The sequence below is a fragment of the Ensifer sp. SL37 genome, from assembly GCF_026672675.1.
GTDB classification, from domain to species: Bacteria; Pseudomonadota; Alphaproteobacteria; order Rhizobiales; family Rhizobiaceae; genus Ensifer; species Ensifer adhaerens.
This window is the reverse complement of record NZ_JAPPRN010000001.1, coordinates 146,491-167,666: the sequence shown is the minus strand read 5'-3', so window position 1 is coordinate 167,666 and position 21,176 is coordinate 146,491. Positions and strand designations below refer to the sequence as shown.

At 64.1% G+C, this 21,176-nt stretch carries 23 protein-coding genes; 6 read left to right on the top strand and 17 right to left on the bottom strand.

All coding sequences use genetic code 11. The features are described from left to right. Positions 1 to 15 precede the first annotated feature (15 nt). Entirely contained in the window at positions 16 to 1,044 is a 1,029-nt protein-coding gene (locus OVA00_RS00840) for an NAD(P)H-dependent flavin oxidoreductase (protein ID WP_112772196.1), read from the bottom strand. A gap of 237 nt (positions 1,045 to 1,281) precedes the next feature. On the opposite strand from OVA00_RS00840, the gene OVA00_RS00835 reads away from it, so the two are divergent. Then, positions 1,282 to 1,476: a hypothetical protein gene (locus OVA00_RS00835; RefSeq protein ID WP_268087697.1), complete on the top strand. Its 195-nt coding sequence runs from the start codon at positions 1,282 to 1,284 to the stop codon at positions 1,474 to 1,476. Positions 1,477 to 1,491: 15 nt separating this feature from the next. Here OVA00_RS00835 and chrA read toward each other — a convergent pair whose 3' ends face one another. From chrA to OVA00_RS00815, 4 genes are all read right to left on the bottom strand, one after another. Beyond that, the gene (gene chrA, locus OVA00_RS00830; protein WP_252160872.1) at positions 1,492 to 2,898 is read right to left on the bottom strand and encodes a chromate efflux transporter; all 1,407 of its coding nucleotides are present in this window, start codon (positions 2,896 to 2,898) and stop codon (positions 1,492 to 1,494) included. A gap of 1 nt (position 2,899) precedes the next feature. Further along, positions 2,900 to 3,721 (bottom strand): chromate resistance protein ChrB domain-containing protein, encoded by an 822-nt coding sequence (locus tag OVA00_RS00825; protein WP_060530358.1) that lies wholly within the window; start codon positions 3,719 to 3,721, stop codon positions 2,900 to 2,902. A gap of 287 nt (positions 3,722 to 4,008) precedes the next feature. Beyond that, on the bottom strand, positions 4,009 to 4,749 hold the full coding sequence (locus OVA00_RS00820) for an alpha/beta hydrolase (protein WP_268087696.1): 741 nt from the start codon (positions 4,747 to 4,749) through the stop codon (positions 4,009 to 4,011). Between the two features lie 190 nt (positions 4,750 to 4,939). Beyond that, positions 4,940 to 5,206, bottom strand: a complete 267-nt coding sequence (locus OVA00_RS00815; protein WP_060530360.1) for a hypothetical protein — start codon at positions 5,204 to 5,206, stop codon at positions 4,940 to 4,942. A gap of 151 nt (positions 5,207 to 5,357) precedes the next feature. Between OVA00_RS00815 and OVA00_RS00810 the strand changes: the two genes are divergently transcribed. Beyond that, positions 5,358 to 5,687, top strand: a complete 330-nt coding sequence (locus tag OVA00_RS00810; RefSeq protein WP_060586299.1) for a YciI family protein — start codon at positions 5,358 to 5,360, stop codon at positions 5,685 to 5,687. On the opposite strand, the gene OVA00_RS00805 is transcribed toward OVA00_RS00810, so the two are convergent. From OVA00_RS00805 to cysT, 3 genes are read right to left on the bottom strand one after another with little or no spacing between them, the layout of a single operon-like run. Further along, a complete protein-coding gene (locus tag OVA00_RS00805) occupies positions 5,684 to 6,832 on the bottom strand; it encodes a sulfate/molybdate ABC transporter ATP-binding protein (protein WP_252160874.1) in 1,149 nt (382 codons plus the stop codon). The genes OVA00_RS00810 and OVA00_RS00805 overlap by 4 nt on opposite strands. Before the next feature lie 31 nt (positions 6,833 to 6,863). Beyond that, on the bottom strand, positions 6,864 to 7,784 hold the full coding sequence (cysW, locus tag OVA00_RS00800; RefSeq protein WP_112773461.1) for a sulfate ABC transporter permease subunit CysW: 921 nt from the start codon (positions 7,782 to 7,784) through the stop codon (positions 6,864 to 6,866). After that, a complete protein-coding gene (gene cysT / locus OVA00_RS00795; RefSeq protein ID WP_192358718.1) occupies positions 7,774 to 8,634 on the bottom strand; it encodes a sulfate ABC transporter permease subunit CysT in 861 nt (286 codons plus the stop codon). The genes cysW and cysT overlap by 11 nt, the downstream gene beginning before the upstream one ends. Before the next feature lie 418 nt (positions 8,635 to 9,052). Here cysT and OVA00_RS00790 point away from each other — a divergent pair, with 418 nt between their 5' ends. Together OVA00_RS00790 and OVA00_RS00785 are read left to right on the top strand one after the other, a co-directional pair. Further along, entirely contained in the window at positions 9,053 to 9,658 is a 606-nt protein-coding gene (locus OVA00_RS00790) for an RBBP9/YdeN family alpha/beta hydrolase (protein WP_268087695.1), read from the top strand. A 304-nt stretch (positions 9,659 to 9,962) separates the two neighbouring features. Further along, on the top strand, positions 9,963 to 11,369 hold the full coding sequence (locus tag OVA00_RS00785; RefSeq protein WP_268087694.1) for an FAD/NAD(P)-binding protein: 1,407 nt from the start codon (positions 9,963 to 9,965) through the stop codon (positions 11,367 to 11,369). A gap of 10 nt (positions 11,370 to 11,379) precedes the next feature. On the opposite strand, the gene OVA00_RS00780 is transcribed toward OVA00_RS00785, so the two are convergent. The 4 genes from OVA00_RS00780 to OVA00_RS00765 form a co-directional block, all read right to left on the bottom strand. Continuing rightward, positions 11,380 to 12,231 (bottom strand): ABC transporter permease subunit, encoded by an 852-nt coding sequence (locus tag OVA00_RS00780; protein ID WP_442780420.1) that lies wholly within the window; start codon positions 12,229 to 12,231, stop codon positions 11,380 to 11,382. Further along, the gene (locus OVA00_RS00775) at positions 12,228 to 13,019 is read right to left on the bottom strand and encodes a taurine ABC transporter ATP-binding protein (RefSeq protein ID WP_268087693.1); all 792 of its coding nucleotides are present in this window, start codon (positions 13,017 to 13,019) and stop codon (positions 12,228 to 12,230) included. Before OVA00_RS00775 ends, OVA00_RS00780 begins: the two co-directional genes overlap by 4 nt. 71 nt (positions 13,020 to 13,090) lie before the next feature. Further along, positions 13,091 to 14,098 carry a taurine ABC transporter substrate-binding protein gene (gene tauA, locus OVA00_RS00770; protein WP_268087692.1) on the bottom strand — a complete coding sequence of 336 codons (1,008 nt, stop codon included), beginning with the start codon at positions 14,096 to 14,098 and terminating at the stop codon, positions 13,091 to 13,093. Positions 14,099 to 14,265: 167 nt separating this feature from the next. Beyond that, entirely contained in the window at positions 14,266 to 14,814 is a 549-nt protein-coding gene (locus OVA00_RS00765) for a flavin reductase family protein (protein ID WP_082566455.1), read from the bottom strand. Between the two features lie 188 nt (positions 14,815 to 15,002). Between OVA00_RS00765 and ssuD the strand changes: the two genes are divergently transcribed. Further along, complete coding sequence (gene ssuD / locus OVA00_RS00760; protein WP_210187493.1) at positions 15,003 to 16,196, top strand: FMNH2-dependent alkanesulfonate monooxygenase; 1,194 nt, start codon at positions 15,003 to 15,005, stop codon at positions 16,194 to 16,196. After that, positions 16,193 to 17,674, top strand: coding sequence for an FAD/NAD(P)-binding protein (locus OVA00_RS00755; RefSeq protein WP_268087691.1), 1,482 nt, complete (start codon positions 16,193 to 16,195; stop codon positions 17,672 to 17,674). Before ssuD ends, OVA00_RS00755 begins: the two co-directional genes overlap by 4 nt. Here the strand turns inward: OVA00_RS00755 and OVA00_RS00750 are convergent. The 5 genes from OVA00_RS00750 to OVA00_RS00730 all read right to left on the bottom strand — a co-directional run bounded on the left by OVA00_RS00750 (position 17,621) and on the right by OVA00_RS00730 (position 21,130). Next, the gene (locus tag OVA00_RS00750) at positions 17,621 to 18,376 is read right to left on the bottom strand and encodes an MOSC domain-containing protein (protein WP_090301751.1); all 756 of its coding nucleotides are present in this window, start codon (positions 18,374 to 18,376) and stop codon (positions 17,621 to 17,623) included. The two genes, OVA00_RS00755 and OVA00_RS00750, sit on opposite strands and share 54 nt — an antisense overlap. Then, positions 18,369 to 19,076, bottom strand: coding sequence for a glutamine amidotransferase (locus OVA00_RS00745; protein ID WP_268087690.1), 708 nt, complete (start codon positions 19,074 to 19,076; stop codon positions 18,369 to 18,371). The genes OVA00_RS00750 and OVA00_RS00745 overlap by 8 nt, the downstream gene beginning before the upstream one ends. 26 nt (positions 19,077 to 19,102) lie before the next feature. After that, entirely contained in the window at positions 19,103 to 19,657 is a 555-nt protein-coding gene (locus OVA00_RS00740) for a peroxiredoxin family protein (protein WP_210187492.1), read from the bottom strand. A 62-nt stretch (positions 19,658 to 19,719) separates the two neighbouring features. Then, on the bottom strand, positions 19,720 to 20,268 hold the full coding sequence (locus OVA00_RS00735) for a carboxymuconolactone decarboxylase family protein (protein ID WP_089046055.1): 549 nt from the start codon (positions 20,266 to 20,268) through the stop codon (positions 19,720 to 19,722). A 205-nt stretch (positions 20,269 to 20,473) separates the two neighbouring features. Beyond that, complete coding sequence (locus OVA00_RS00730; protein ID WP_060520557.1) at positions 20,474 to 21,130, bottom strand: MarR family winged helix-turn-helix transcriptional regulator; 657 nt, start codon at positions 21,128 to 21,130, stop codon at positions 20,474 to 20,476. Positions 21,131 to 21,176 lie beyond the last annotated feature (46 nt).

The window sequence follows — 21,176 nt, the reverse complement described above, 5'->3', positions numbered from 1 at the left end:
GCTGTAACTTCTGAGCTACGCCGGAAAGAGGCGAGCGATCAAATCGGACGCGGAGCCCTGCCAAAGCTCGCCCTTGCCGGTTCCCGACCACAAGGACAGAAAGTCTGGCGACCCCTTCGCCGTGGACGCCGCTCTGATGTCACGCGTGAACTTGTTCTGGGCCGGAAAGGGCATTACGGCGGCGGCATCCACCTCGTTCATGAAACGGTTTTCGACGCCGCGCGCAAACCGGCCGGAAAAGACCCGCGTCGTTCGCGTCTTCCGCTCCGTGCCCTCTAGCGCCGCGCGATAGGGGGCCGACGTCCCAGCTTCGGCGGTCGCGAGGAAGGCCGTACCCATCTGCACGGCGCTGGCGCCTTTTGTCAGAACGGCTTGGATGTCGGAACCCGTCATGATCCCCCCCGCGGCGATGAGCGGTACCTTGACCTTTCCCAAGCTCCAGGCGAGCAGGTCTTCAAGGCCGATTTCGCTGTCTTCCGCGGACGGGTCGAAGATGCCCCGATGCCCGCCGGCCTCGTATCCCTGCAGCGTGATGGCATCGACGCCGCTCTCTTCGAGTGCCAGGGTTTCCTCGGGCGTCGTTGCCGTGCCGATGATCAGCATTCCTGCGTCACGAGCAGCGCGCATGTGCTCGGCGGGCAGAACGCCGAAGACGAAGCTCAGCGCCGCAGGCTTTGCCCGCAGCACCGCCTCGAACTGCGCGTCGAAATCCTCTTCGTAGGGCGCTGCAAATTCCGGCGTGGGCAGGCCGAGTTCGACGCGGTATCCCGCCGTCGCGCGCCGGGCGCGCTCGAGCGCCGCGGCGTCGATCTTCGGTTGCGGATGCTGGATGAAGAGGTTTATGGCGAAGGGACAATCTGTCCGGGCACGCACGGCCTGGGCGAACTCTGCGATCGCCGGCGGGCTCGAATAGGCCGCGCCGATCGAGCCGAGCGCGCCGGCGGCGGAAGAGGCTGCCACGAGCGCCGGCGACGAAGGACCTCCGGCCATCGGCGCGACGATCAGGGGATGTCTCAGGCCGAGTTTCGAAAGGGTGCCCTGCATAGTCGTGTCCTCGCTGCGTGTTGCCTGCCATCTGGCAGCGCTGCAGAGGTAGGGTGAGCGGTTACGGACGCAAGGGCAGGCGCCACAGTTTACCCGAATATCTTGTGGGTCGCTCGCGGCTGGTATGGCGGAGGCGATGGCCCCCTCGGGACCGTCGATCGCGCGGCAACTGTTGCAACACAGTCGGTTGACTGGCACTGTCGCTCGGTGGCGAGAGACCTTTCCAAGGAGCCCGCGATGTCGCGACAGACGGACAAGCAAGAGACACTTCCGAGCCTTGTCGAACACTACCGGCCCGTGCAGCTGAAGGCCGTGCTTGCGGCTCGCGCAATAAAGCACAGCGAGCCTCCGCCGCCGCCACCGGAAGAGCGCCAATACGGATCGCAATTGCCGGAGGGATTTCACCTGCCGCAATCTGTCTACGACGACTGAGCGCCGGCTCCGCCCTCAGTTCGTTGCCAGCGTCCAGGCCATGCCGGCGAGCGCGCAGGCAAGCAGCGTGGTTATGACCGACACATTGAAGCGGAAGATCGCCACGCCGGCCGCGAGCGTCAGCAGCAGCGACGGCAATACCAGCGACCCTAGGACCGGAATATCGAGCGCCAACGGCCCGAGCGTCCAGGGGGCGACTTCGGCAAACAGCGTGTGCAGGCCAAACCAGACCGCAAGGTTGAGGATGACCCCGACGACAGCGGCGGTGATCGCCGACATGGCGCCGGTCAGCGCGACGTTGTTGCGCAGCCGCTCGATGAAGGGCGCGCCCAGGAAGATCCATAGAAAGCAGGGAACGAAGGTGACCCAGGTCGTCAGCATCGCTCCGAGGGTCGCGGCCGCCATGGGCGAAAGCGTGCCGGGATCGCGATAGGCACCCATGAAGCCGACGAACTGGACGACCATGATCAGCGGCCCAGGTGTCGTCTCGGCCATGCCGAGCCCGTCGAGCATCTCGCCCGGCTTCAGCCAGCCGTAGTGCTGCACCGCTTCTTGGGCGACATAGGCAAGTACGGCATAGGCGCCACCGAAGGTGACCACCGCCATCTGGCTGAAGAAGAGGCCAATCTGGCTGAAGACGTTGCCCGTGCCGAGAATGGCGACCAGCAACGCCAGCGGCACCAGCCACAGGGCAAGCAGGATCGCCGAGATCCGCAGCGACCAGGCGAGGTCCGGGCGCGCATGCGCGGGAATTTCGTCGCCGAGCACGGAGTCTTCGTCCTTGAGTACCGGACCCGTGCCGGCCTTGTGGCCTCCGCCGATGCGAAAGAAATCCGAGCCGGAACGTGCACCGATGTAGCCAAGCACCCCGGCTGCAAGAATGATGAGCGGGAAGGGGACCCGGAAAACGAAGATGGCGATGAAGGCGGCTGCGGCAATGCCGATCATCACCTTGTTCTTCAGCGCTCGCCCGCCGATGCGGAAGACGGCCTGAACGACGACCGCGAGCACCGCGGCCTTCAGACCGAAGAAAAGGCCCTCGACGACCGTGACATTGCCGAAGGCGGCGTAGATGTAGCTCAGGCCCAGGATCGCGAGGAACCCCGGAAGCACGAAGAGGATGCCGGCGACAAGGCCGCCGGCGGTGCGATGCAGGAGCCAGCCGATATAGACGGCAAGCTGTTGCGCCTCGGGTCCCGGCAGAAGCATGCAGTAGTTGAGCGCGTGCAGGAAACGGTGTTCGCCGATCCAGCGCTTTTCATCGACCAGGATGCGGTGCATGACGGCGATCTGTCCAGCCGGCCCGCCGAAGCTCAGCGCCGCAATCCGCGCCCAGACCCGGACCGCTTCGCCGAAGGAGATGCCGTGGCTTTCCCGTTGCCGCGCCGGTCCCGGCGCGGCCTTGTCCGCAATGTCGGTCATCTCAGGCGTCCTTCTTGGCCGAGGGCCAGTTATGGGTCTCGTTGGTAGCATCCCGGCACCAGCGATAGAAGGCGTCGTAGAGCAGCATGCCGGCGTCCAGTTGTTCCAGATCGTCCGCATACATGCGCGAGAGCCCGAGCGAGGCGGCAAGCAGGCCCGATGCCTCCGGCGCGAGTTCCAGGCGGGCGGTATCGGCAGCACGCACGATCGTGGCGAGCCGCAGCAACGGGGCCGTGGCAAGCCCGAATTCCTCGACCATGACGTCGAAGGTGCAGCGCTCGCCGCGGTGGCTCCAGCGCACGGACGCGTCGATGTCGAACGGTGTCGCCCGGAAGCGCTCGCCGACCATCTCCACTTCCGACGGCGCTACGTAAAGGAAAACGGCATGCGGATCGACGAAGCGCCGGATCAGCCAGGGGCAGGCGATGCGGTCGATCTTCGGCCGCGCCCGGGTGACCCAGACCGTGTGCCCTTGGGCGTTCCGTTCCGGTAGAGCCGAAGACGGCACGGCGGGGCTGCCGCCTTCGACCCACGCCTCGAACCCGCCTTCGAGCACATCGGCGGAGATGCCGGCATTGCGCAGCCAGGCGGCAACGCCGTGGCTGAGCTTCTTGCCCTGCTGGCAGATGACGATCGCCGACGCTTTGTCGACGTCGTGTGTCCAGTCCTGCACAGTGCGATAGTCGCGCCGGACGGATCCCGGGACGAGACGTGGATCGGCGTCGAAGTCCTCGTCGACGCGAACGTCGATCAGCGCGGGACAGTTCGGCGTGCCGATGAGGCGAGCGAGTTTTTCCGATGATATTTCGAGATACGACGACATGACGCGTCCTCCGGATGAGCGGTTCTATGGACGCGATGCTTCGGCTGGCGCCTCATGGGGTGATCGCACCCCCATCAGCAAAGTTTGCCGCCGTTGGCCGCACGCTGTCAAGCCGCGCTTCGGCGGCGACTTTACGGGACATGGCGAAAGCGCTTCGCGCTGAGGCGTGATCCGAGGCAAACTACCGAAGGATTGTTACAGGTCTTTGGCGCCAGATCTCGGTTGCCGTTAAGGAAGCGACCTGAGTGCCGAAGGTCACACTCAGGTCGCGGAGGACGGCATTCGGGCTATTTGCCGGCCTCGTTGGCTGCGGCCTCGATGACGCCCGCAACCTTCTCCGGTTGCGAAGCAAAGACAGCGTGGCTGGCCTTGATTTCGGTCACCTGGCTGCCGGCGCGCTTGGCCATGCTTCTCTCCAGGTCCGGGTTGATGGCGCGGTCATCGGTCGCGACGATCGACCAGCTTTTCTTGGTGCGCCAGGCGGGGTCGCCGACCTTGGCGGCAAGGACCTGCGATTTCGCCGCAAAGGCCGCCTCCGCCGCAGGCAAATCGGCGGCGAAGTCGGCCGGAAACGCCTTTGGGTCGAGATAGAGATACTTGCCGTCCGGGGTTTCGCGCACGCTCATGGCGGCCGCAGGTTTCGATCCGGCGAGCGTTGCAAGGTTTTCGCCCTTGTCGGGCTGAAAGGCGGCCACATAGATCAGGCCTTCGACCTTGCTATGGTGTCCGGCCTCGGTGATGACCATGCCGCCATAGCTGTGGCCGACGAGCAGGGTCGGGCCGTCCTGCAGATCGAGGATGCGGTTCGTCGCCTCGATGTCCGCGCCGAGCGACGTCAGCGGCTCCTGGACGACGGTCACGTTGAAGCCGCGGCGCCCGAGGATTTCGGAGGCTTCTCTCCAGCCGGAACCGTCGGCGAAAGCGCCGTGGACGATGACGATGTTCTTGATCTCGGCTGCTTGCGCTGCGAAGGCGACGACGCTTGTCGCCAAGGCAAGCGCGATGGTCGGGAGGATGCGGTGACTCATGCGATCGTTCCTTCTTCTGTTCGTGAGGCAACGATCGCAATCTGTTCAGGCGAGGTATCCCGGATGTGTCGGTCTTCGCCGCAATATGTACCGCATTGTAGCGGCTCAATCTCGACGCCATGGCGAGAGGCCGAAGCGCGGTCTTTCACCCTGCGTGGCAAGGTACAGAGGCACGCCGCGCGAAGGCGCGCTACGATTCAACCAGGATCACAAGCGACGAAGGCACAACCCCGTCATAGGCCATGGCGTCCGCCGCAGCCTGGCTTTGCATCGCCTGCGAGAGGGCGCCGATATCGGGAACATCCATCATGACGGCCACGCGCGTCGGGTCCTTTGGATCGACGAAGGTCCGGATGTTGGTGATGCCGAGCGCGCCGAAGAGTTCCTTGCGTCTCGGCGATTTCAGCCAGTGATCGGCGCCTTTGGTAATGTTGTGATGGGCGATGATGGTTGGCATCGGATCCTCCCTCTTTTGACGCGGTGCACCGGCGTCGCAACTTTCCCGGCGCATCCGCGTTCCTTCAACGGAACGGCCTGAAGGCCGGGCTGTCAATTAGCCCGTCAGAGCTAGACGCGTTTCTCATCGAGCAACTTGAAGGAAGAGGTTCATGCCGAAATTCATCACCATCGGATACGGCGATCGCGCCGGCTACGATCGCACGGCGGCGGTGGTGCGCGATGCGGCGCATGCGCATGACGCGCGACTTCAGGCCGATGGCGTGTTGATGGGGATTGCCGGCGCGCCCGTGCAGGTGCGCAATGCGGATGCGGCGCGGGTCGAAACCAAGAATGGTCCGTTTCTGTCATCCCCGTTGCCGGTGGCCGGTTTCGCGGTGATCGAAGCGGCCGATCTCGACGAAGCCACCGCCCTGGTTTCGCAGACACCCTGCGCCGTTGCTCACGGCGTGGTCGAAATCTGGCCGCTTAAACTTCCTTAGGGAGTCGCCCAGGAGACCTGAGCGGCGAGCATGGATTCCGCCTCATCGGCCGTCTGGCGCTGGGATTCCGTGGCTCCGGCCGGAGCGATCTTCATCTCCGGTCGGCCTTCCCTGAAGATCTTCCACTTTGTCGGTCGGAAGGCGATGCGGCTGTGGTCGCCGGCAGCGGCGCGTTCGGGCGAGAGTTCGATCTCGACATGCGGATGGTTGCGGCCAAGGTCGAGTTCGAGATGGCGGGTGCCGGCAACGCGGCGGCTGGCGGCGACAAGACCGGCAAGGCAACCGCCGCAGCCGTCGATCAGCTCGATGTCGTGCGGGCGGAAGTGCAGTTTCGCCGGGCCGTCGGGCTCGGACGGGGCGCGCAGCCCGATCGGCCGATCCTCGAACCAGATCTCGCCGTTCTGCAGCGTAACATTGAGGCAGTTCGACTGGCCGATGAAGCCGTAGACGAAGGGCGAGACCGGATGGTCGTAGATCTCGTCGGGGGTGCCGACCTGTTCGATCACGCCCTTGCTCATGACGACGACGCGGTCGGCGAGCTCCAGCGCCTCGTCCTGGTCATGGGTGACGAAGATCGTCGTGTGGCCGGTGCGGTCGTGAATGTCGCGCAGCCACTTGCGCAGTTCTTTCCGGACCTGTGCGTCGAGCGCGCCGAAGGGCTCGTCGAGCAGAAGCACGTTCGGTTCCACCGCCATGGCGCGGGCGAGCGCCACACGCTGGCGCTGGCCGCCCGAGAGCTGCGCCGGATAGCGCTTGTCGAGGCCGGAGAGCTGGACGAGGTCGAGCAGATCGAGGGCGCGCTTGCGGATCTCGGCCGACGGCGGGCGGCGATTGGAGGGCCGCACCTTCAGCCCGAAGGCGACGTTGTCGAGCACGGTCATGTGGCGGAACAGGGCATAGTGCTGGAAGACAAAGCCGATGTTGCGCTGCTGCACGGTCTTTTGCGAGGCATCCTCGTCGCCGAAGAAGATCGTGCCTTCGGTCGGGCTTTCGAGCCCGGCAACGAGACGCAGAAGTGTGGTCTTGCCGGAGCCGGAGGGGCCGAGCAGCGCGATCAGCTCGCCGGAGCGGATGTCGAGCGAGACGTCGTCGAGCGCCGGGAAGCGGCCGAATTCCTTGCGGATGTTGTGAACGCGCACGTCCATGACAATACCTTTCGAATGCCGGCTTTCCCGGTCAGTGCCTGCGGCTGGCGGCGATCTCGGCGCTGTAGCGGATCTCCAGCGCCGTCTTCAAAATCAGGGTGATCAGCGCCAGCAGCGCCAGCAACGCCGCCACCGCGAAAGCGGCGACGAAGTTGTATTCATTATAGAGGATTTCGACCTGCAACGGCATGGTGTTGGTCTCGCCGCGGATATGGCCGGACACCACCGAGACGGCGCCGAACTCGCCCATGGCGCGGGCGTTGCACAAAAGCACGCCGTAAAGCAGCCCCCATTTGATGTTGGGCAGCGTCACATGCCAGAAGGTCTGCCAGCCCGATGCCCCGAGAGACAAGGCTGCCTCCTCGTCGCTACTGCCCTGTTCCTGCATCAACGGGATCAGCTCGCGGGCGACGAAGGGGAAGGTGACGAAGACGGTGGCGAGCACCAGGCCCGGCACGGCAAAGAGGATCTGGATGCCGTGGCTCTGCAGCCAGGGACCAAGGACACTGTGCGAGCCGAACAGAAGCACGAAGACGAGGCCGGAGATCACCGGCGAGACCGAGAACGGCAGGTCGATCAGCGTCGTCAGGAAGGCCTTGCCCTTGAACTCGAACTTGGCGATCGCCCAGGCGGCGGCCACGCCGAAGACGAGGTTGAGCGGCACGGCGATGGCGGCGACGATCAGCGTCAGGCGGATGGCCGAAAAGGTTTCGGCATCGCCAAGGGCCAGCACGAATTCCGTCACGCCCTTGCGCAGCGCCTCGGTGAAGACGGCGGCGAGCGGCAAAAGCAAAAACAGCGCGACGAAGGCGAGCGCGGTGATCGTCAGCGTCAGTCGGGCAAAGCGGCTTTCGGAGGTGGCGGCGGCCAGTTCCGGCAGGGCGGCGCGAGGGCCGGAAGCCGGACTGAGACCGGGACTGGGTGCTGAAGCGGCGGTCAGGTCATGCGACATAGACATATCTCCGCCGGCTCCAGGCCTGGATCGAGTTGATGAGGAGCAGCATGGCAAACGAGATCGCCAGCATCACCGCGGCAATTGCTGTCGCAGCCGCATAGTTGAACTCTTCGAGCCGGATGACGATCAGCAGCGGCGCGATCTCCGAGACATAAGGCAGGTTGCCGGCGATGAAGATCACCGAGCCGTATTCGCCGACACCGCGGGCAAAGGCGAGCGCAAAGCCGGTGAGGCCGGCCGGCAGCAACCCTGGCAGCAATACCCGGCTGATCGTCTGGAAGCGGCTGGCGCCAAGGGTGGCTGCAGCTTCCTCCACTTCCTTGTCGATCTCCTCCATGATCGGCTGCACGGTCCTGACCACGAAGGGCAGGCCGACGAAGATCAGGGCAATGACGATGCCGGCCGGGGTGAAGGCGATCTTGAGGCCAAGTGGTTCCAGGAACTGGCCGATCCAGCCGTTCGGGGCATAGAGCGTCGTCAGCGCAATGCCGGCCACCGCGGTCGGCAGCGCAAACGGCAGGTCGACCATGGCGTCGATCACCCGCTTGCCGGGGAAACGGTAGCGCACCAATACCCAGGCGAGGATGACACCGAAGACGAGATTGATAACGGCAGCGATAAAGGCCGTGCCGAAGGAGATCTTCAAGGCATTGAGCGTGCGCGGATCAAGCGCCAGCGCCACGAACTGCGCCCAGCCGAGCCCGCTGGCGCGAAACACCAGTCCCGACAACGGGATCAACACGATCAGAACCAGCCAGCTCAGAGTGATCCCGAGCGACAATCCAAATCCAGGCAAAACACTCGGCTGGCGAAATCGCCACCGGTCCCCATTGCGTCGCTCCGTCACCTTTCGGTCACCTCTTAGCCCCGCAGCCGCGAGCGGCTGCGCTATCCCCTCATCCAAACCGATCTTCAAACCGCCGGTTGGCCGGCTTGTTCGAGCGCCGGTATCTTTCGGCGCCAAACTACCAATTTCATGGGCTCCAACAACGCAAATTTTTGACGCTTCGGCGGCCGGAAGGGAAACTGATTTTCGCTTCTGACCGCGTCTCAAGAAACACTCTGCTCCCAACTTTGTTCCATGCCTGACATCTAAAATGATGGAAGGCAAACGATGCAGCTGAAAAGTTATGCTATAGAATTTATAGATATTGAATGTTCCTTGCTTACGCGCTGTGTCCCGCTCTTCCATAATCAAGCCATGAATCGGGCGCGGCAGAATGCGCGGCCGTTACTTTGAAACATTCTTGTAAGCGGCTGATGTCATGGCAACAACGCTCATCATTCCCGGGCTGTTCGGATCGGGCAGCGGCCACTGGCAGCGCCATTGGCTCAATGACAATCCGCAGGCGGTTCTTGTCGAACAGGACGATTGGGATCGCCCGAGGCTCGATCTTTGGCGCGACAGGCTCGAACACGAGATCTTCCGGCATGGAACAGTCGACCTCGTGGCCCACAGCCTCGGCTGCCTTCTGGTCGCCAATCTCGTGCGGCGCCCGCTCGCCCGGCAGGTGCGCAGCGCCTTGCTCGTCGGGCCGTGCGATCTCGGTCCGACCGATCGGCTTCATCCGGGTGCCATCGATTTCGGGTCGATGCCCGATCTGCCCTTGCCTTTTTCGAGCCTCGTCGTCGGCAGCCTGAACGACCCCTATATGCCTTTCGACCGCCTGCGTCATTTTTCGACCCGCTGGGGCAGCCGCCTCGTCGATCTTGGCCATGCCGGGCACATCAACATTGCCAGTGGTTTTGGCCGCTGGTCGCATGGCTATGACCTATTGAGGGTGTTGAACGGGATTTCGCGTCGGGAGTTTGCACGTGCGCAGCCGGGCGAATTTTCAGAGCAGTTACCCTTGCCAAACGGCGTGGCTTGAACGCTCCAGAGCATGGCGACGGAGACCGCTTTGCGTGGTCGGCCCTTGATGTCGGCGCCGTTTCGCGCTCTAATAACGCACAAAGTTTATAGAGTATACCGTCTAGGGATGCGCATGCCGCCAAGGTGCCAGGCCAGCCGGGATAGGACATACGGGCTCGACCGTCCTTGCGGCGGGCGATATCTTCTCGCGACCCTGCAGATGGTCGCCGATACCCTCAAAATTCGGTCGGTGTCTGCGTTGAGGACCGAAACAGCCATGCATTTCAAACTTTGCCGGCGGGGCCGGCCATAGGAGAGTGCACATGACTGTCCATGGATTGTTTGCCAAGACGTCTCCGACGGAAATGGGTTCCAGGGGCAAGCCGCATATCGCCATCGTCGGCCGCGGTTTTTCCGGTGTAATGATGGCTATCGCCCTGATGAAGTCTGTGCGGGCCGCCTTTCACGTCCATCTCTTCGACCCGCAACCGACGATCAGCGGCGGGCAGGTTCTGGCCGCCGCCCAGAGCGGCGAAATCCTCAACAGCCGCGTTCGCGACCTTTCGGTGGCCGCCGGTCAGCCCGAAGACTTCAACGACTGGCTCTCGGCCAATGCCGAGTTTCGCGCCGCCGTGCCGGCCGCCATTCCCGGGTTCCAGCAGATCTTCGTGCCGAAGAGCATCTTCAGCGACTATGTTTACCAGCGCTTCTCCGAGGCGCTGACGCGCCGGCCGGATATTTCGATGCAGCTCTCCTGTCAGGCGGTGCTTGGTCTTCGCAAGCAGGCTAATGGGCGCTTTCTCGTGGTGCAGGAGAACGCGACGGTGGAATGCGACGCCGTTGTGCTGGCGACTGGTTTTGGTTTGCGCCGCGGCGAGATGGAAGTTGCCGACGAGGAAAAGTCACTGGTGCGCGCCCGTCGTCTCGTCGTGCCGCGCCACACGGTCCTGCTCGGCAGCGGAGTCCGGGTGGTCGACCGCCTGCTGCAGCTTCGCGATAACGGCTTTGCCGGCGAGGTCACCATCCTCTCCCGCCATGGTTTCCTGCCGCAGCCGCATACCCGTCTTTCGGCAGCGCCGACATTTCCGGTCGAGCCGATGCCGACGCGGCTCGGCGATATCGTTCGCTTCGTCCGGCAGGCCTGTGCCGAGGCAGAAGAAGCAGGGCTCGGCTGGCAGGCGGCCATGAACGGCCTGCGTCGACGGGCGCGGTCCTTGTGGCAGGCGCTGCCTGAGGAAGAAAAACATCGCTTTAACCGGCACCTGCGGTCGATCTACGACAGCCACCGCAATCGCCTGCCGGCACCCCTCTACCTGCGTCTCCGGCAGGAGCTTGCCAGCGAGCGGACCGTGTTACGCAAGGGTTGGGCCGGCCGGCGCCGTCCGGAAGGGTTGATGGTGCGCTTTGCCGGTGAAAGCCAGGAGACACTGCTGTCAGCCGACCAGGTGATCGACTGTCGTTGTTCGGCGCCTGACCTTCAGGCGCCGTTGATGCAGAGCCTTTTTTCCGGCGGCCTTGCCGAGCCCGACGAACTCGATCTCGGCGTTGCCGTCAGCCCGGCGGGCGAAGTGCTCGCGGGCGGAGCCCCGACGCGCGATCTCTACGCAATCGGGCCGCTCGGCGTTGGCAGCCTGCCCGACATCGATCTCGTGCCGGAAATCGTCACGCAGACCTATGCCGCGGCGCGACTGATCGCAACCCGGAACCGGGTCACTCTGAAGACTGGCTAAGGCTTGCCGCTTAACGCCGCGTTGCCCATGGCACCAGCCAGCGCTCGATGAGGCGTGCCGCCAATTCGAACAGGAAGGCGACAGCGGCGATCACGACGATGCCGGCGATGACCACGTCGGTCACAAGGAACTGGGCGGCGGACTGGATCATGAAACCGAGGCCGCGGGTTGCGGCGACGAGTTCGGCCGCCACCAGCGTCGACCACCCGGCGCCGAGCGCGATACGGGTTCCCGTGAGGATCGAGGGCAGGGCGCTCGGCACGATGACATGGCGCAGCACCTGCAGCCGCGACGCGCCGAAGGAGCGCGCCGCGTTGACGTGATCGGCCGACGCGGAACGGACGCCCGTTGCCGTCGAAAGGATGACCGGCGGTAACATCGCCAGTGCAATCACCGCAATCTTCGACGCTTCGCCGATGCCGAGCCAGATGATCACCAGGGGAAGATAGGCAAGCGGCGGCAGCGGTCGCAAGAATTCGACGATCGGATCGAGGATGCCTTTGCCGAGACGGCTCGCTCCGATGGCAAGGCCGGCGGGAATGCCGGCGACGAGGGCGACGGCAAGCGCGCCGAAGATCCGCAGCAGGCTGGCGCCGACGTGCTCAGCGAGCGTCGCATCGACAAATCCGGTGATGGCAAGGCTCCGGAGTGCCTGGTAGACGGCAACCGGCGACGGCAGGAACAGCGGCGAGACGAAACCATAGCTGGAGGCAAGGCTCCAGAGGAAAAGCAGTGCCGTAATTGTCGCGAGCGAAATCCAGACAAGCGGCAATGGTGGTCGGTCGGCGCTCTGTTCCGGTTGCCCGTCTAGGTGACGTGCCGTCGGCATGATGGGCGGCAGGCCTTCAACCGAGATGCTCATGCGGCAATTCCTTCTTCTTCGGCATGGATGAGCACGGTCAATTCGTCCTGCAGCCGGCGAAAGGCGGCTGAGCTGCGGATTTCCGAAAGCGGTGTCCCTGCGAGGTGATCGCGGCCGAAGGTCGTGAAGATTTCGCTGGTGACCCGGCCGGGGTTGGGGGCAAGCACGATAACCCGCGTTGCCAGCAGCAGCGCCTCTTCGATGCTGTGGGTTATCAGGAGGGCGCCGACCCGATTCCGTTGCCATATGTCCAGAAGAAAGCCCTGCATACGGCTGCGGGTCAGCGCGTCGAGCGCGCCGAGCGGCTCGTCCATCAACAGAAACTTCGGGCTGGAGGCGAGCGCACGGGCAATGCCGACACGCTGGCGCATGCCGCCCGACAGTTCCCAGACATGCCGCTCGGCTGCATCGCTGAGCCCGACCTGATCGAGAAGGGCTCGCGCCCGCCGAAGCCGATCCGCCTTGGAAAAACCGCGCAGGCGCAGGGGAAAGGCGACATTGTCGAGGGCGGTCAGCCACGGATAGAGCGCATCGTCCTGGAACACGACGGCGCGCTCTGCCCCTGGGCCGGCGACCGGCGCGCCATCGAGCCGAACGCGGCCGCTGCTTGGTTTCACGAAGCCAGCAGCAAGATTGAGAAGGCTGGTCTTGCCGGAGCCGGAGCGGCCGATGACGACAACGAACTCGTCGTGGTCGATCGACAGATCGATCGATGCAAGCACCGGCGTGTTCCGGCCGGCATCGGCCGCGTATCGCAATGTGACATTCTCAAGCGAGAGGACGGACATGCTGTTCTCCTGGCATGGCGCAGTGCGCCCGCCCGAAGATTTCATCCGGGCGGGCAGCAATTGAGTGAACGTCAGAACGAGAGCTTTGCCGCTTCCTGCGCCCAGCGGGCGGAAACGTAGGGCGTGTAGTCGGGGAGGACTGCCGGGATCTTGCCCTGTTCGAGCAGGAAGGCCGAAGTCTGGGCGATCGCCTTGACGGTCGCGCCGCCGAGAAGATCAGCGCTCGCCTGCTCTTCGAGCGAAGGGAAGTAATAGCCCTTTAGCAGGTTCGGCACTTCCTCAGGCTTTGCGCCGGTGAGCCGTGCGATCTTCTCGGCCTGCGGCGAGCCCGCGCTCCAGGCCTCCGGCTTGGCGCGGTAGTCCGCATAGGCGTCACCGGTCACCTTGACGAAGCCGGTGACGATTTCAGGATGTTCCTCGGCAAACTTCTTGCTGACGATCCAGGCGTCGAAGGTCGGTCCGCCCCATTTCGCGACGTCGCTCGATGTCGCAAGCACGGTCGCGGTCTTCTTGATTTCGGAGAGAACCGGATCCCAGACATAGGCGCCATCGATATCGCCGCGCTGCCATGCAGCTGCGATCTCCGGTGGCCGGAGGTTGAGGATTTCAACCGCCTTCGGGTCAATGTTCCAGTGTTTCAAGGCGGTGAGCAGGCTGTAATGCGCTGTCGAGACGAAGGGCGTTGCAATCTTCTTGCCGGCAAGCTTTTCCGGCTTGTCGATCCCCTTGACGGCCAGCGCCTCTGCGTCGCTGATCAGGCCGACGACGAAGATTGTTTCGAGCGGAATTTGGCGGCTCGCGGCGGCGGCCAGCGGAGAGGATCCGACATAGCCGATGTCGATCGACCCGGATGCAAGTGCCGCAATCACGTCTGCGCCACCGTCGAATTTCTGCCAGGTGATCTTGGCGCCGGTCACCTTCTCATAGGTCCCGTCTGCCTGCGGCACGCGCGACGGCTCGACGATGGGCTGGTAGCCGATGGTCAGCGTCGTTTCGTCCGCATGGGCTGGAAGGGAAAGCTGGCTCGCCGCCAAGAGGGCGGCACTGGCGGCAAGAAGGGTGCGTCTGCGGATCGTCATCGTATGCTCCTCAACGGTTGCGGCTTCCTCGGGAAGTCCTGACATTATGTTGATTAAAAGCATGGATTTTATGTAGATAAATTATTCCGCTTTTTGTGGCTTTGCAGAGAGCCCATTCCAAATTTGAGATCCGTGGCAGCGCTCTGTGCCATGCATGGAAAGCAGCGTCAGAACTGCACGCCGCCGTAGCGGCCGTTGTGGTAGACGATCGGTTCGCCGGTCCCCGCGGTAATCGCCACCACCCGACCGAGGATGATCGCATGGCTATGGCGCTCGATGATCTCCTCGACCTCGCAATCGATGGCGGCAAGCGCGCCGGCAAGCGCCGACGCGCCGCTGGCAAGCCGGATCCATTCGGCGCCATCGTAGCGAGCGGCGCCCTTGGTGCCATCGACACCGGAGAAACGCTCGGCGACCCTTTGCTGTTCGCGCGACAGAAGGTTGACGCAGAAATGCCGATAGCGCTCGATGACCGGCCAGGTGGAGGATGTGCGGTTGATGTTGACGATCATGGTCGGCGGATCGACGGCGAGCGCGGTTGCGGAGGTCACGGTGGCGCCGGTACGCTCTTCGCCTATCCCTGCGGTGATGACGGAGACGCCACCTGAGAAGTTGCGCATGGCCGCCTTCAGCGCCGGCGTGGTGATCGACCCGTAACCATTGGCGGTCGGAACGATGGCATCGAATGCGGGAGAAGCGGCAAGCGCAATGGTCATGGCCAAATCCTCGAAAAATTTAATCTAATTCCCGGTCGCTCACGGCTGATGCGGGAAAAATTTTTCCTCACATCAAGGATGATCGTCCGAATTCTTATTGTCAATAAATTTTATAGAGTTTATGCTTTTTGGCAATCGAGGGACGCTCTTGCGTGCCTCCGAAGGAACCTGCGAGGAGGCTTGCGCGAATGGGAATTGTGCCCGACGAAATCCCCGAGAAGATCCCTGAAAAGATCAATGTGCTCTGGTTTCTGCCGACCCACGGCGATAGCCGCTATCTCGGAACCACGCGCGGCGGCCGAAACGTGGACCTCAATTATCTCAAGCAGGTCGCGCAGGCCGCCGATACGCTCGGCTACTATGGCGTGCTCATCCCGACGGGGCGGAGTTGCGAGGACAGTTGGGTGGTCGCTTCGGCGCTGGCGCCGCTCACTGAAAAGTTGCGGTTCCTGATCGCGGTTCGGCCCGGCCTGCTTTCGCCCACGCTCGCGGCACGCATGACGGCCACGCTGGACCGTCTCTCGGGCGGACGGCTGCTGATCAACGTCGTTACCGGCGGCGATCCGATCGAAAACAAGGGCGACGGCATACATCTCGCGCATGGCGAACGCTACGAGGTGACCGAGGAATTCCTGAACATCTACAAGGCCGTGCTTCGCGGAGAAGAGGTCGATTTCAAGGGGAACCACTTCGATATCGAAGGCGGGAAGCTCCTGTTTCCGTGCGTACAGCAGCCCCACCCGCCGCTTTATTTCGGCGGCTCCTCCGGCAAGGGCCAGGAGGTGGCAGCGCGTACGATCGACAAGTACCTGACCTGGGGCGAGCCGGTCGAGGACGTTGCCCGCAAGATCGCCGAAGTGCGCGCCCTGGCCGAAGCCGAGGGCAGGGACGTTACCTTCGGCATCCGCCTTCATGTGATCGTTCGCGAAACCGCAAGGGAAGCGTGGCAGGCCGCCGACGAACTGATACAATATGTGGATGACGACACGATTGCTGCCGCACAGAAGGTGTTCGAGCGCATGGATTCGGTTGGTCAGAGCCGCATGAGCCGCCTGCATGGTGGTCGCCGTGACAAGCTCGAAATCGCTCCCAATCTCTGGGCCGGCGTCGGTCTGGTGCGCGGAGGGGCAGGAACGGCGCTCGTCGGCGATCCCGATCAAGTCAGGGCGCGCATGGAAGAATACCGACAAATCGGCATCGACAGCTTTATCCTGTCCGGTTACCCGCATCTCGAAGAGGCCTATCGGTTCGGTGAACTGGTTCTGCCGCATCTGCCGCTGGCCCACGCCATCCCGGCACGCGAGACGTCGATCAACACCGGGCCGTTCGGCGAAACCATCGCCGGCGATCATCGCCCGAAGCTGAAGGTCTCCCAGTCGTGACAGCTGTGCGGCGACCGGTCATTGCCATTGTCGGCGGCGGCTTCACCGGCGCAGTGGTCGCGGCGAACCTTGCACGCCATGCCGCCAGCGACGGCGCCGCCATCGTGGTCTTCGAGCCGCGAGACCGGCTCGGCGCCGGGCTTGCCTATGATAGCGGCAATCCCGCCCATCGCACGAATGTGCCTGCGGCCCGCATGAGCCTCGTTCCTGATGATCCTGACGATTTTTTGAACTGGCTGGCGGCCCATGGCGAGCCGCGCGGCGACCCGGACGCAAGGGCGGCCGATGGCCATCTTTATGTGCGGCGGGCGGTGTTCGGGCGATACGTCGGCGCGTTCGTCGCGCCGTTCGTGCGGAGCGGCAAGGTCGTGCACCGGCGCGAGCGCATCGCGCGCATCGAGCGGCGTGGAGCGCGCTGGAAGCTGACCTCCGACGCTGGGACGGAGCTGCTGGCCGACATCGTCGTGATCGCCACGACGCATCCCTCGCCTTGTGCGCCGAAGCGCGTTGCACAGGCGCTCGAAGGCCACCCGCGTTTCGTCGCCGACACTACGGTCGCCGGGTCTCTTACCTGCCTTCGTCCCGATGATCACGTTCTGGTGCTTGGAAACGGCCTGACGGCGGCGGACGTGATTGCGTCGCTGAGGCTCGCCGACCACCGCGGCTCGATCGTCGCCCTGTCGCGCCGCGGACTTCGTTCGCGAGGCCACGCGGGAAGGGCACAGGAACCCTTCGGCGATTTTGTCGGTACCCCGGCGCGAACCGCGCTAGAACTGCTTCGACGCGTGCGCCTGGCGGTGCGGCAGGCCGCTCTGGCGGGGCTCAGCTGGCATGCGGTTTTCGACGCTTTGCGTAGCCAGGGCGGACAAGTCTGGCGGGCGTTGCCGGTTGCAGAGCGACGCCGCCTCGTGCAGCGCCTGCGACCGTTCTGGGACGCCCACCGGTTCCGCGTGGCGCCGCAGATCGATGACGCGATCCGACAGGCAATCGAGACGGGACAGTTGCGTGTCCTCGGCGCTTCGATCGAAGGCGTCGAGCGCTACGGTCAGGTCATCGCGGTCGATATCCGTCACCGGCAGACGCGCATCCGGGAACGCCTGTTGTTCGATGCCTGCGTCGTGACGACCGGTCCGGCGCATACGGGTGTTCTTTCCAGCCAGGACTGGCTCGCGGATCTGGCGTCGAAGGGCTGGCTGCGCCTAGACAGTGTCGGACTGGGGCTTGCCTGCGATGAGGCGAGTCGGGCGATCGGGACGAGTGGCGTGGCCGAGAGATCGCTGATCGTTGCCGGGCCGCTGGCGCGCGGCACCTTCGGCGAACTCATGGGCCTGCCACAGGTCAACGATCACGCCATCTTCATTGCCGATGAGATCGCCGAGATGCTGGCGCGGCCGGACAGGGCCGCCACCAGCCGCAGGTCGGCGTCATCCGTTCGGCAACGACTGGTCACGACCCTCGACGGCGCCGCCAGGCGTTGAAGCCGGAGCCTCGCCGTCGAGCCGGCGGGACCAATCTTCGACAGCCCGCGTCTGCAGGCGCTTGGCTGCATAGTCCCGCCAATTCGGGGGCAGGATGGCGAGATCGGCGATTTCGGACAGGGCATCGCAGTTGAGCGTATCGACATAGAGATAGTGCCACAGCCGGGCGATCGTCCATTCGGGATAGCGCCGCTCGACGAGTTGCATCCGCTCACCGGGCGAAACCAAGCCGGTTTCGATGACCCGGTAGTACCATCCCGTTCGGCCGGTCTGCTGGACGCGGCGGGCCATATCCGGCAGATCGAAACGGCGGTTCAGCTTCCAGCAGGGTTGCCGGCCCTGGCTCACCTCGAGAAGGGCTTTACCAAGGCGAAACCGGTCGCCGACCGCGACATCGCTTTCCGTCAATCCCAAGGCCGAGATGTTCTCGCCGAAGGCGCCCGGCTGCTCCAGCCTGGTTACGCTTCCGAGATCCTTGACCCAAGCCTCGTAGTGGTCGCGCGGGTAATGATGCACGGCCTTATCCGGGCCACCGTGCCTCTTCAGATCACCCTGATGGTCGCCGGCAAAGCCGGTTGTACCGAGATGTACCGGCCCGAGAGCCGGGTGTTTGTCGATACCGCTTAAGGTTCCGCGGTCGTCGATCGGCGTGAGGGTGCCGATGAGCAGGGCGTCGAGCGCAATCGGGGCCTGCTCAACCATCGATGTTCTCCAGCCATTCGCCGATCATCGACGCGGCCGCCGCCTCCAGGCGAGGCCCGTGACGTCGGGCGTCGGCGCGTAGGCCCGGCACGCTGAGCCCGGCGGTCGCCAGTTCGCAGGCGTGACCGACGAGCCAGCGTTCAAAGGCCGCGCCGGCTTGGGCCTCCGGGTGAAACTGAAGGGCGAGCACTGTATTGCCGCGCGCGAAGCCTTGCTGCGCGATCAGCGATGTCGAGGCCAGCAGGTCAGTGCTGGCCGGCAGGTCGTAGGTGTCACCGTGCCAATGCAGGACGGAGACGTCGGCGAGATGGCGGAGAGCCGAGGCCTCGCCTGCGGCGCTAAGGCTCAGCGGCGAAAACCCGATCTCCTTCAGGCCGGAAGGGTAGACGCGGGCACCGAGCGCGCGGGCGATCAGCTGGGCGCCGAGGCAGATTCCGAGCGTCGGCCGGTTGCCGGCAAGACGTGCCTGAAGCATGGCGATTTCCCCGGCGATGAAGGGATAGGCCTCGTCTTCATAGACCCCGATCGGACCGCCGAGCACGATGACGAGATCGGGCTCCAACGGATCGAAAGAGAGGTAATTTTCGTCGCCGACATCGCGGTACTCGATTGCGAATCCCGCCGCCCGCAGCGGTCCGGCAAAGCTGCCGAGATCTTCGAAATGCACATGTCTGAGGGCGAGTGCCATTCTGGTCGTCATCGTCTGTTCTCCCATGCTCAGAGGTTCTAGCCGGCCCGCGCGTCGGGCACGCATCCTTCGCTCGTGCACCCGGCTGAAGTGGCGGTGGCCGCGCTGAAATCGGGGATCGGGGCGGAAAGGAGTGTCGCAAGACGCGCGCCGATGACCATGTCGTCTTCGATGCCGAAGCGGTGGTGTTCGACATGACCGTCGCGTCCGATGATGATTGCCGTCGGCGTGCCTCGCATGCCGTAGCGCTCCATCGTTTTCGGTATCGGTCCCTGCTCGGAAGGCTGGTCGACGGCGATCGGGAAGGTCAGGCGATACTCATGAATGAAAGCCTTCAGCGCCTCGGGTGTCATGACCGCGTGATGCTCGAACACCGAATGCAGGCCGAGGACCTGAAGATCGGTATCCCGAAAAATGCTCTGGACGCGCTGCATCTGCGGCAGTCCGTGCGAAACGCAGGCCGGGCACAGCATCTGAAACGCATGAAGGAAAACGACCCGGCCGCGAAGCTGCGCAAGGCTCGGACGTTCCTGTGTGTTGAACCAGGTCGAAACGGCGAGTTCCGGAGCCGCGGTCCTGTGATTGCTGTTCATTGTTCTCATCTCCAAGACGGCCGGGCGAACGCTCGTCGCCCGACCTTTGCGACATGTGCGGATCAGGCGGCTTCGCGAACGAGCTTCACGCCGGGGAAGTCGACCGGAACGGCAAGCGCGACGTTGATGTAGTTGGTGAACAGGTTGAGCGCGACATGCGCGATGATCTCGACGACGTCCTCGTCATCGAAGCCGGCGTCGCGCAAGGTGCGCACATCCGCGTCGGATACCTGTCCGCGCGCCTCGACGAGCTTCTGAGCAAAGGTAAGGGCCGCCGCCGTCTTCGGATCGGAGGACTTGCCGTGCTGCGCTGCCGTCATCTCCTCGGCGGTCGCGCCGGCCTTGCGGCCAAGTGCGGTGTGCGCCGCCAGGCAATAGTGGCAATCGTTGCGATCCGCGACGGCAACGGCGATCTGCTCGCCGAGCTTGGCGCCGAGGCGTCCCTTGCCGAGCGCGCCGAAGGAGCCCCACATGCTGGCAAGGGCCGCCGGTGAATTGGCGACGGCGCGGAACATGTTGGGTGCTACCCCGAAGGCGGAGCGGATTTCGCCAAGCAGTTCGGCGCTGGGGCCAGTTGCCGAAACGGGGTCGACTAGATTAATTCTGCTCATGGTTTTCTCTTTCTATTTGCTGGAGGGAGAAAATTGCCGGTCCGCCGATGGCAGTCGTCGGACCGGCGCCGACATCATCGTCTGTCCGCTTGCGACGCAGGAAACAGCGCTCGCGAATTCCGATGGTGAAGCTTGTGGCGAGGCGCCGGGGGGGAGCGACGCCTTCGGGACCGCCGGCATTGGCGCCGGCGGCTGGATCGCATGATCAGACCGTCTCGCGATTGAAGAGACGCCAGGCCGCCCTTTGTGCTTCGGGTTCTGCCGTTTCGTATTCGCCGCAATCGACGCGCAGTTCCGCCGGTCCGAACGCAGCATCGACGAACGCGCAGTGATGCGGCGCCTTCGGGTCGTCATAGACATGCGGCCGGAAGTATCGACAGTTGACGCACATGCGCTGTTCCGGGATGGCGCCAGCCGCCTGCAGACCACGGATGATCTTGACGAGATGCATGAGCAGATCCTGCTGCTCCAGCCTCGAAAGCGAAGCGATGGCATCCTCCGTGGCCGATGCGAGCCGCCCCGCCTGTCGTACTGCGTCCTCGCCGGCCGGCGTGGTGGCAACCGAAAGGGCGCGCGCGTCGCTCGGATCCGGCCGCTTCTCGACCAGCCCCTTGCGCAAGAGCGCGTTGACCGAGTCCGTCGTCGTCGGCTGGCTGACGCCGAGATAACCGGCGATCTGTTTTACCCGCATTCCGCCGCGTCTACGGGCAACCAGGAAGGTCAGGATCTGCAATTGCGTCGGATTGAGGCCGATCGCTTCCGCACTCGACCAGGCCTCCGTGCGCATGGCCGTCGCTACGCGGGAAAGGCCGTCGCCGATACGGTCGATCAGGGGCGGTGTCGTGTCAGGTTCCTTGCTCATGCGGTCGTTAATATAGGAATCCTATGTATTGTCAATGCCGACAAAA

Coding starts and splice junctions, on each gene's coding strand:
- OVA00_RS00840 (WP_112772196.1), bottom strand. CDS start 1,044: ATGCAGGGCACCCTTTCGAAACTCGGCCTGAGACATCCCCTGATCGTC.
- OVA00_RS00835 (WP_268087697.1), top strand. CDS start 1,282: ATGTCGCGACAGACGGACAAGCAAGAGACACTTCCGAGCCTTGTCGAA.
- chrA (WP_252160872.1), bottom strand. CDS start 2,898: ATGACCGACATTGCGGACAAGGCCGCGCCGGGACCGGCGCGGCAACGG.
- OVA00_RS00825 (WP_060530358.1), bottom strand. CDS start 3,721: ATGTCGTCGTATCTCGAAATATCATCGGAAAAACTCGCTCGCCTCATC.
- OVA00_RS00820 (WP_268087696.1), bottom strand. CDS start 4,749: ATGAGTCACCGCATCCTCCCGACCATCGCGCTTGCCTTGGCGACAAGC.
- OVA00_RS00815 (WP_060530360.1), bottom strand. CDS start 5,206: ATGCCAACCATCATCGCCCATCACAACATTACCAAAGGCGCCGATCAC.
- OVA00_RS00810 (WP_060586299.1), top strand. CDS start 5,358: ATGCCGAAATTCATCACCATCGGATACGGCGATCGCGCCGGCTACGAT.
- OVA00_RS00805 (WP_252160874.1), bottom strand. CDS start 6,832: ATGGACGTGCGCGTTCACAACATCCGCAAGGAATTCGGCCGCTTCCCG.
- cysW (WP_112773461.1), bottom strand. CDS start 7,784: ATGTCGCATGACCTGACCGCCGCTTCAGCACCCAGTCCCGGTCTCAGT.
- OVA00_RS00790 (WP_268087695.1), top strand. CDS start 9,053: ATGGCAACAACGCTCATCATTCCCGGGCTGTTCGGATCGGGCAGCGGC.
- OVA00_RS00785 (WP_268087694.1), top strand. CDS start 9,963: ATGACTGTCCATGGATTGTTTGCCAAGACGTCTCCGACGGAAATGGGT.
- OVA00_RS00780 (WP_442780420.1), bottom strand. CDS start 12,231: ATGAGCATCTCGGTTGAAGGCCTGCCGCCCATCATGCCGACGGCACGT.
- OVA00_RS00775 (WP_268087693.1), bottom strand. CDS start 13,019: ATGTCCGTCCTCTCGCTTGAGAATGTCACATTGCGATACGCGGCCGAT.
- tauA (WP_268087692.1), bottom strand. CDS start 14,098: ATGACGATCCGCAGACGCACCCTTCTTGCCGCCAGTGCCGCCCTCTTG.
- OVA00_RS00765 (WP_082566455.1), bottom strand. CDS start 14,814: ATGACCATTGCGCTTGCCGCTTCTCCCGCATTCGATGCCATCGTTCCG.
- ssuD (WP_210187493.1), top strand. CDS start 15,003: ATGGGAATTGTGCCCGACGAAATCCCCGAGAAGATCCCTGAAAAGATC.
- OVA00_RS00750 (WP_090301751.1), bottom strand. CDS start 18,376: ATGGTTGAGCAGGCCCCGATTGCGCTCGACGCCCTGCTCATCGGCACC.
- OVA00_RS00745 (WP_268087690.1), bottom strand. CDS start 19,076: ATGACGACCAGAATGGCACTCGCCCTCAGACATGTGCATTTCGAAGAT.
- OVA00_RS00740 (WP_210187492.1), bottom strand. CDS start 19,657: ATGAACAGCAATCACAGGACCGCGGCTCCGGAACTCGCCGTTTCGACC.
- OVA00_RS00735 (WP_089046055.1), bottom strand. CDS start 20,268: ATGAGCAGAATTAATCTAGTCGACCCCGTTTCGGCAACTGGCCCCAGC.
- OVA00_RS00730 (WP_060520557.1), bottom strand. CDS start 21,130: ATGAGCAAGGAACCTGACACGACACCGCCCCTGATCGACCGTATCGGC.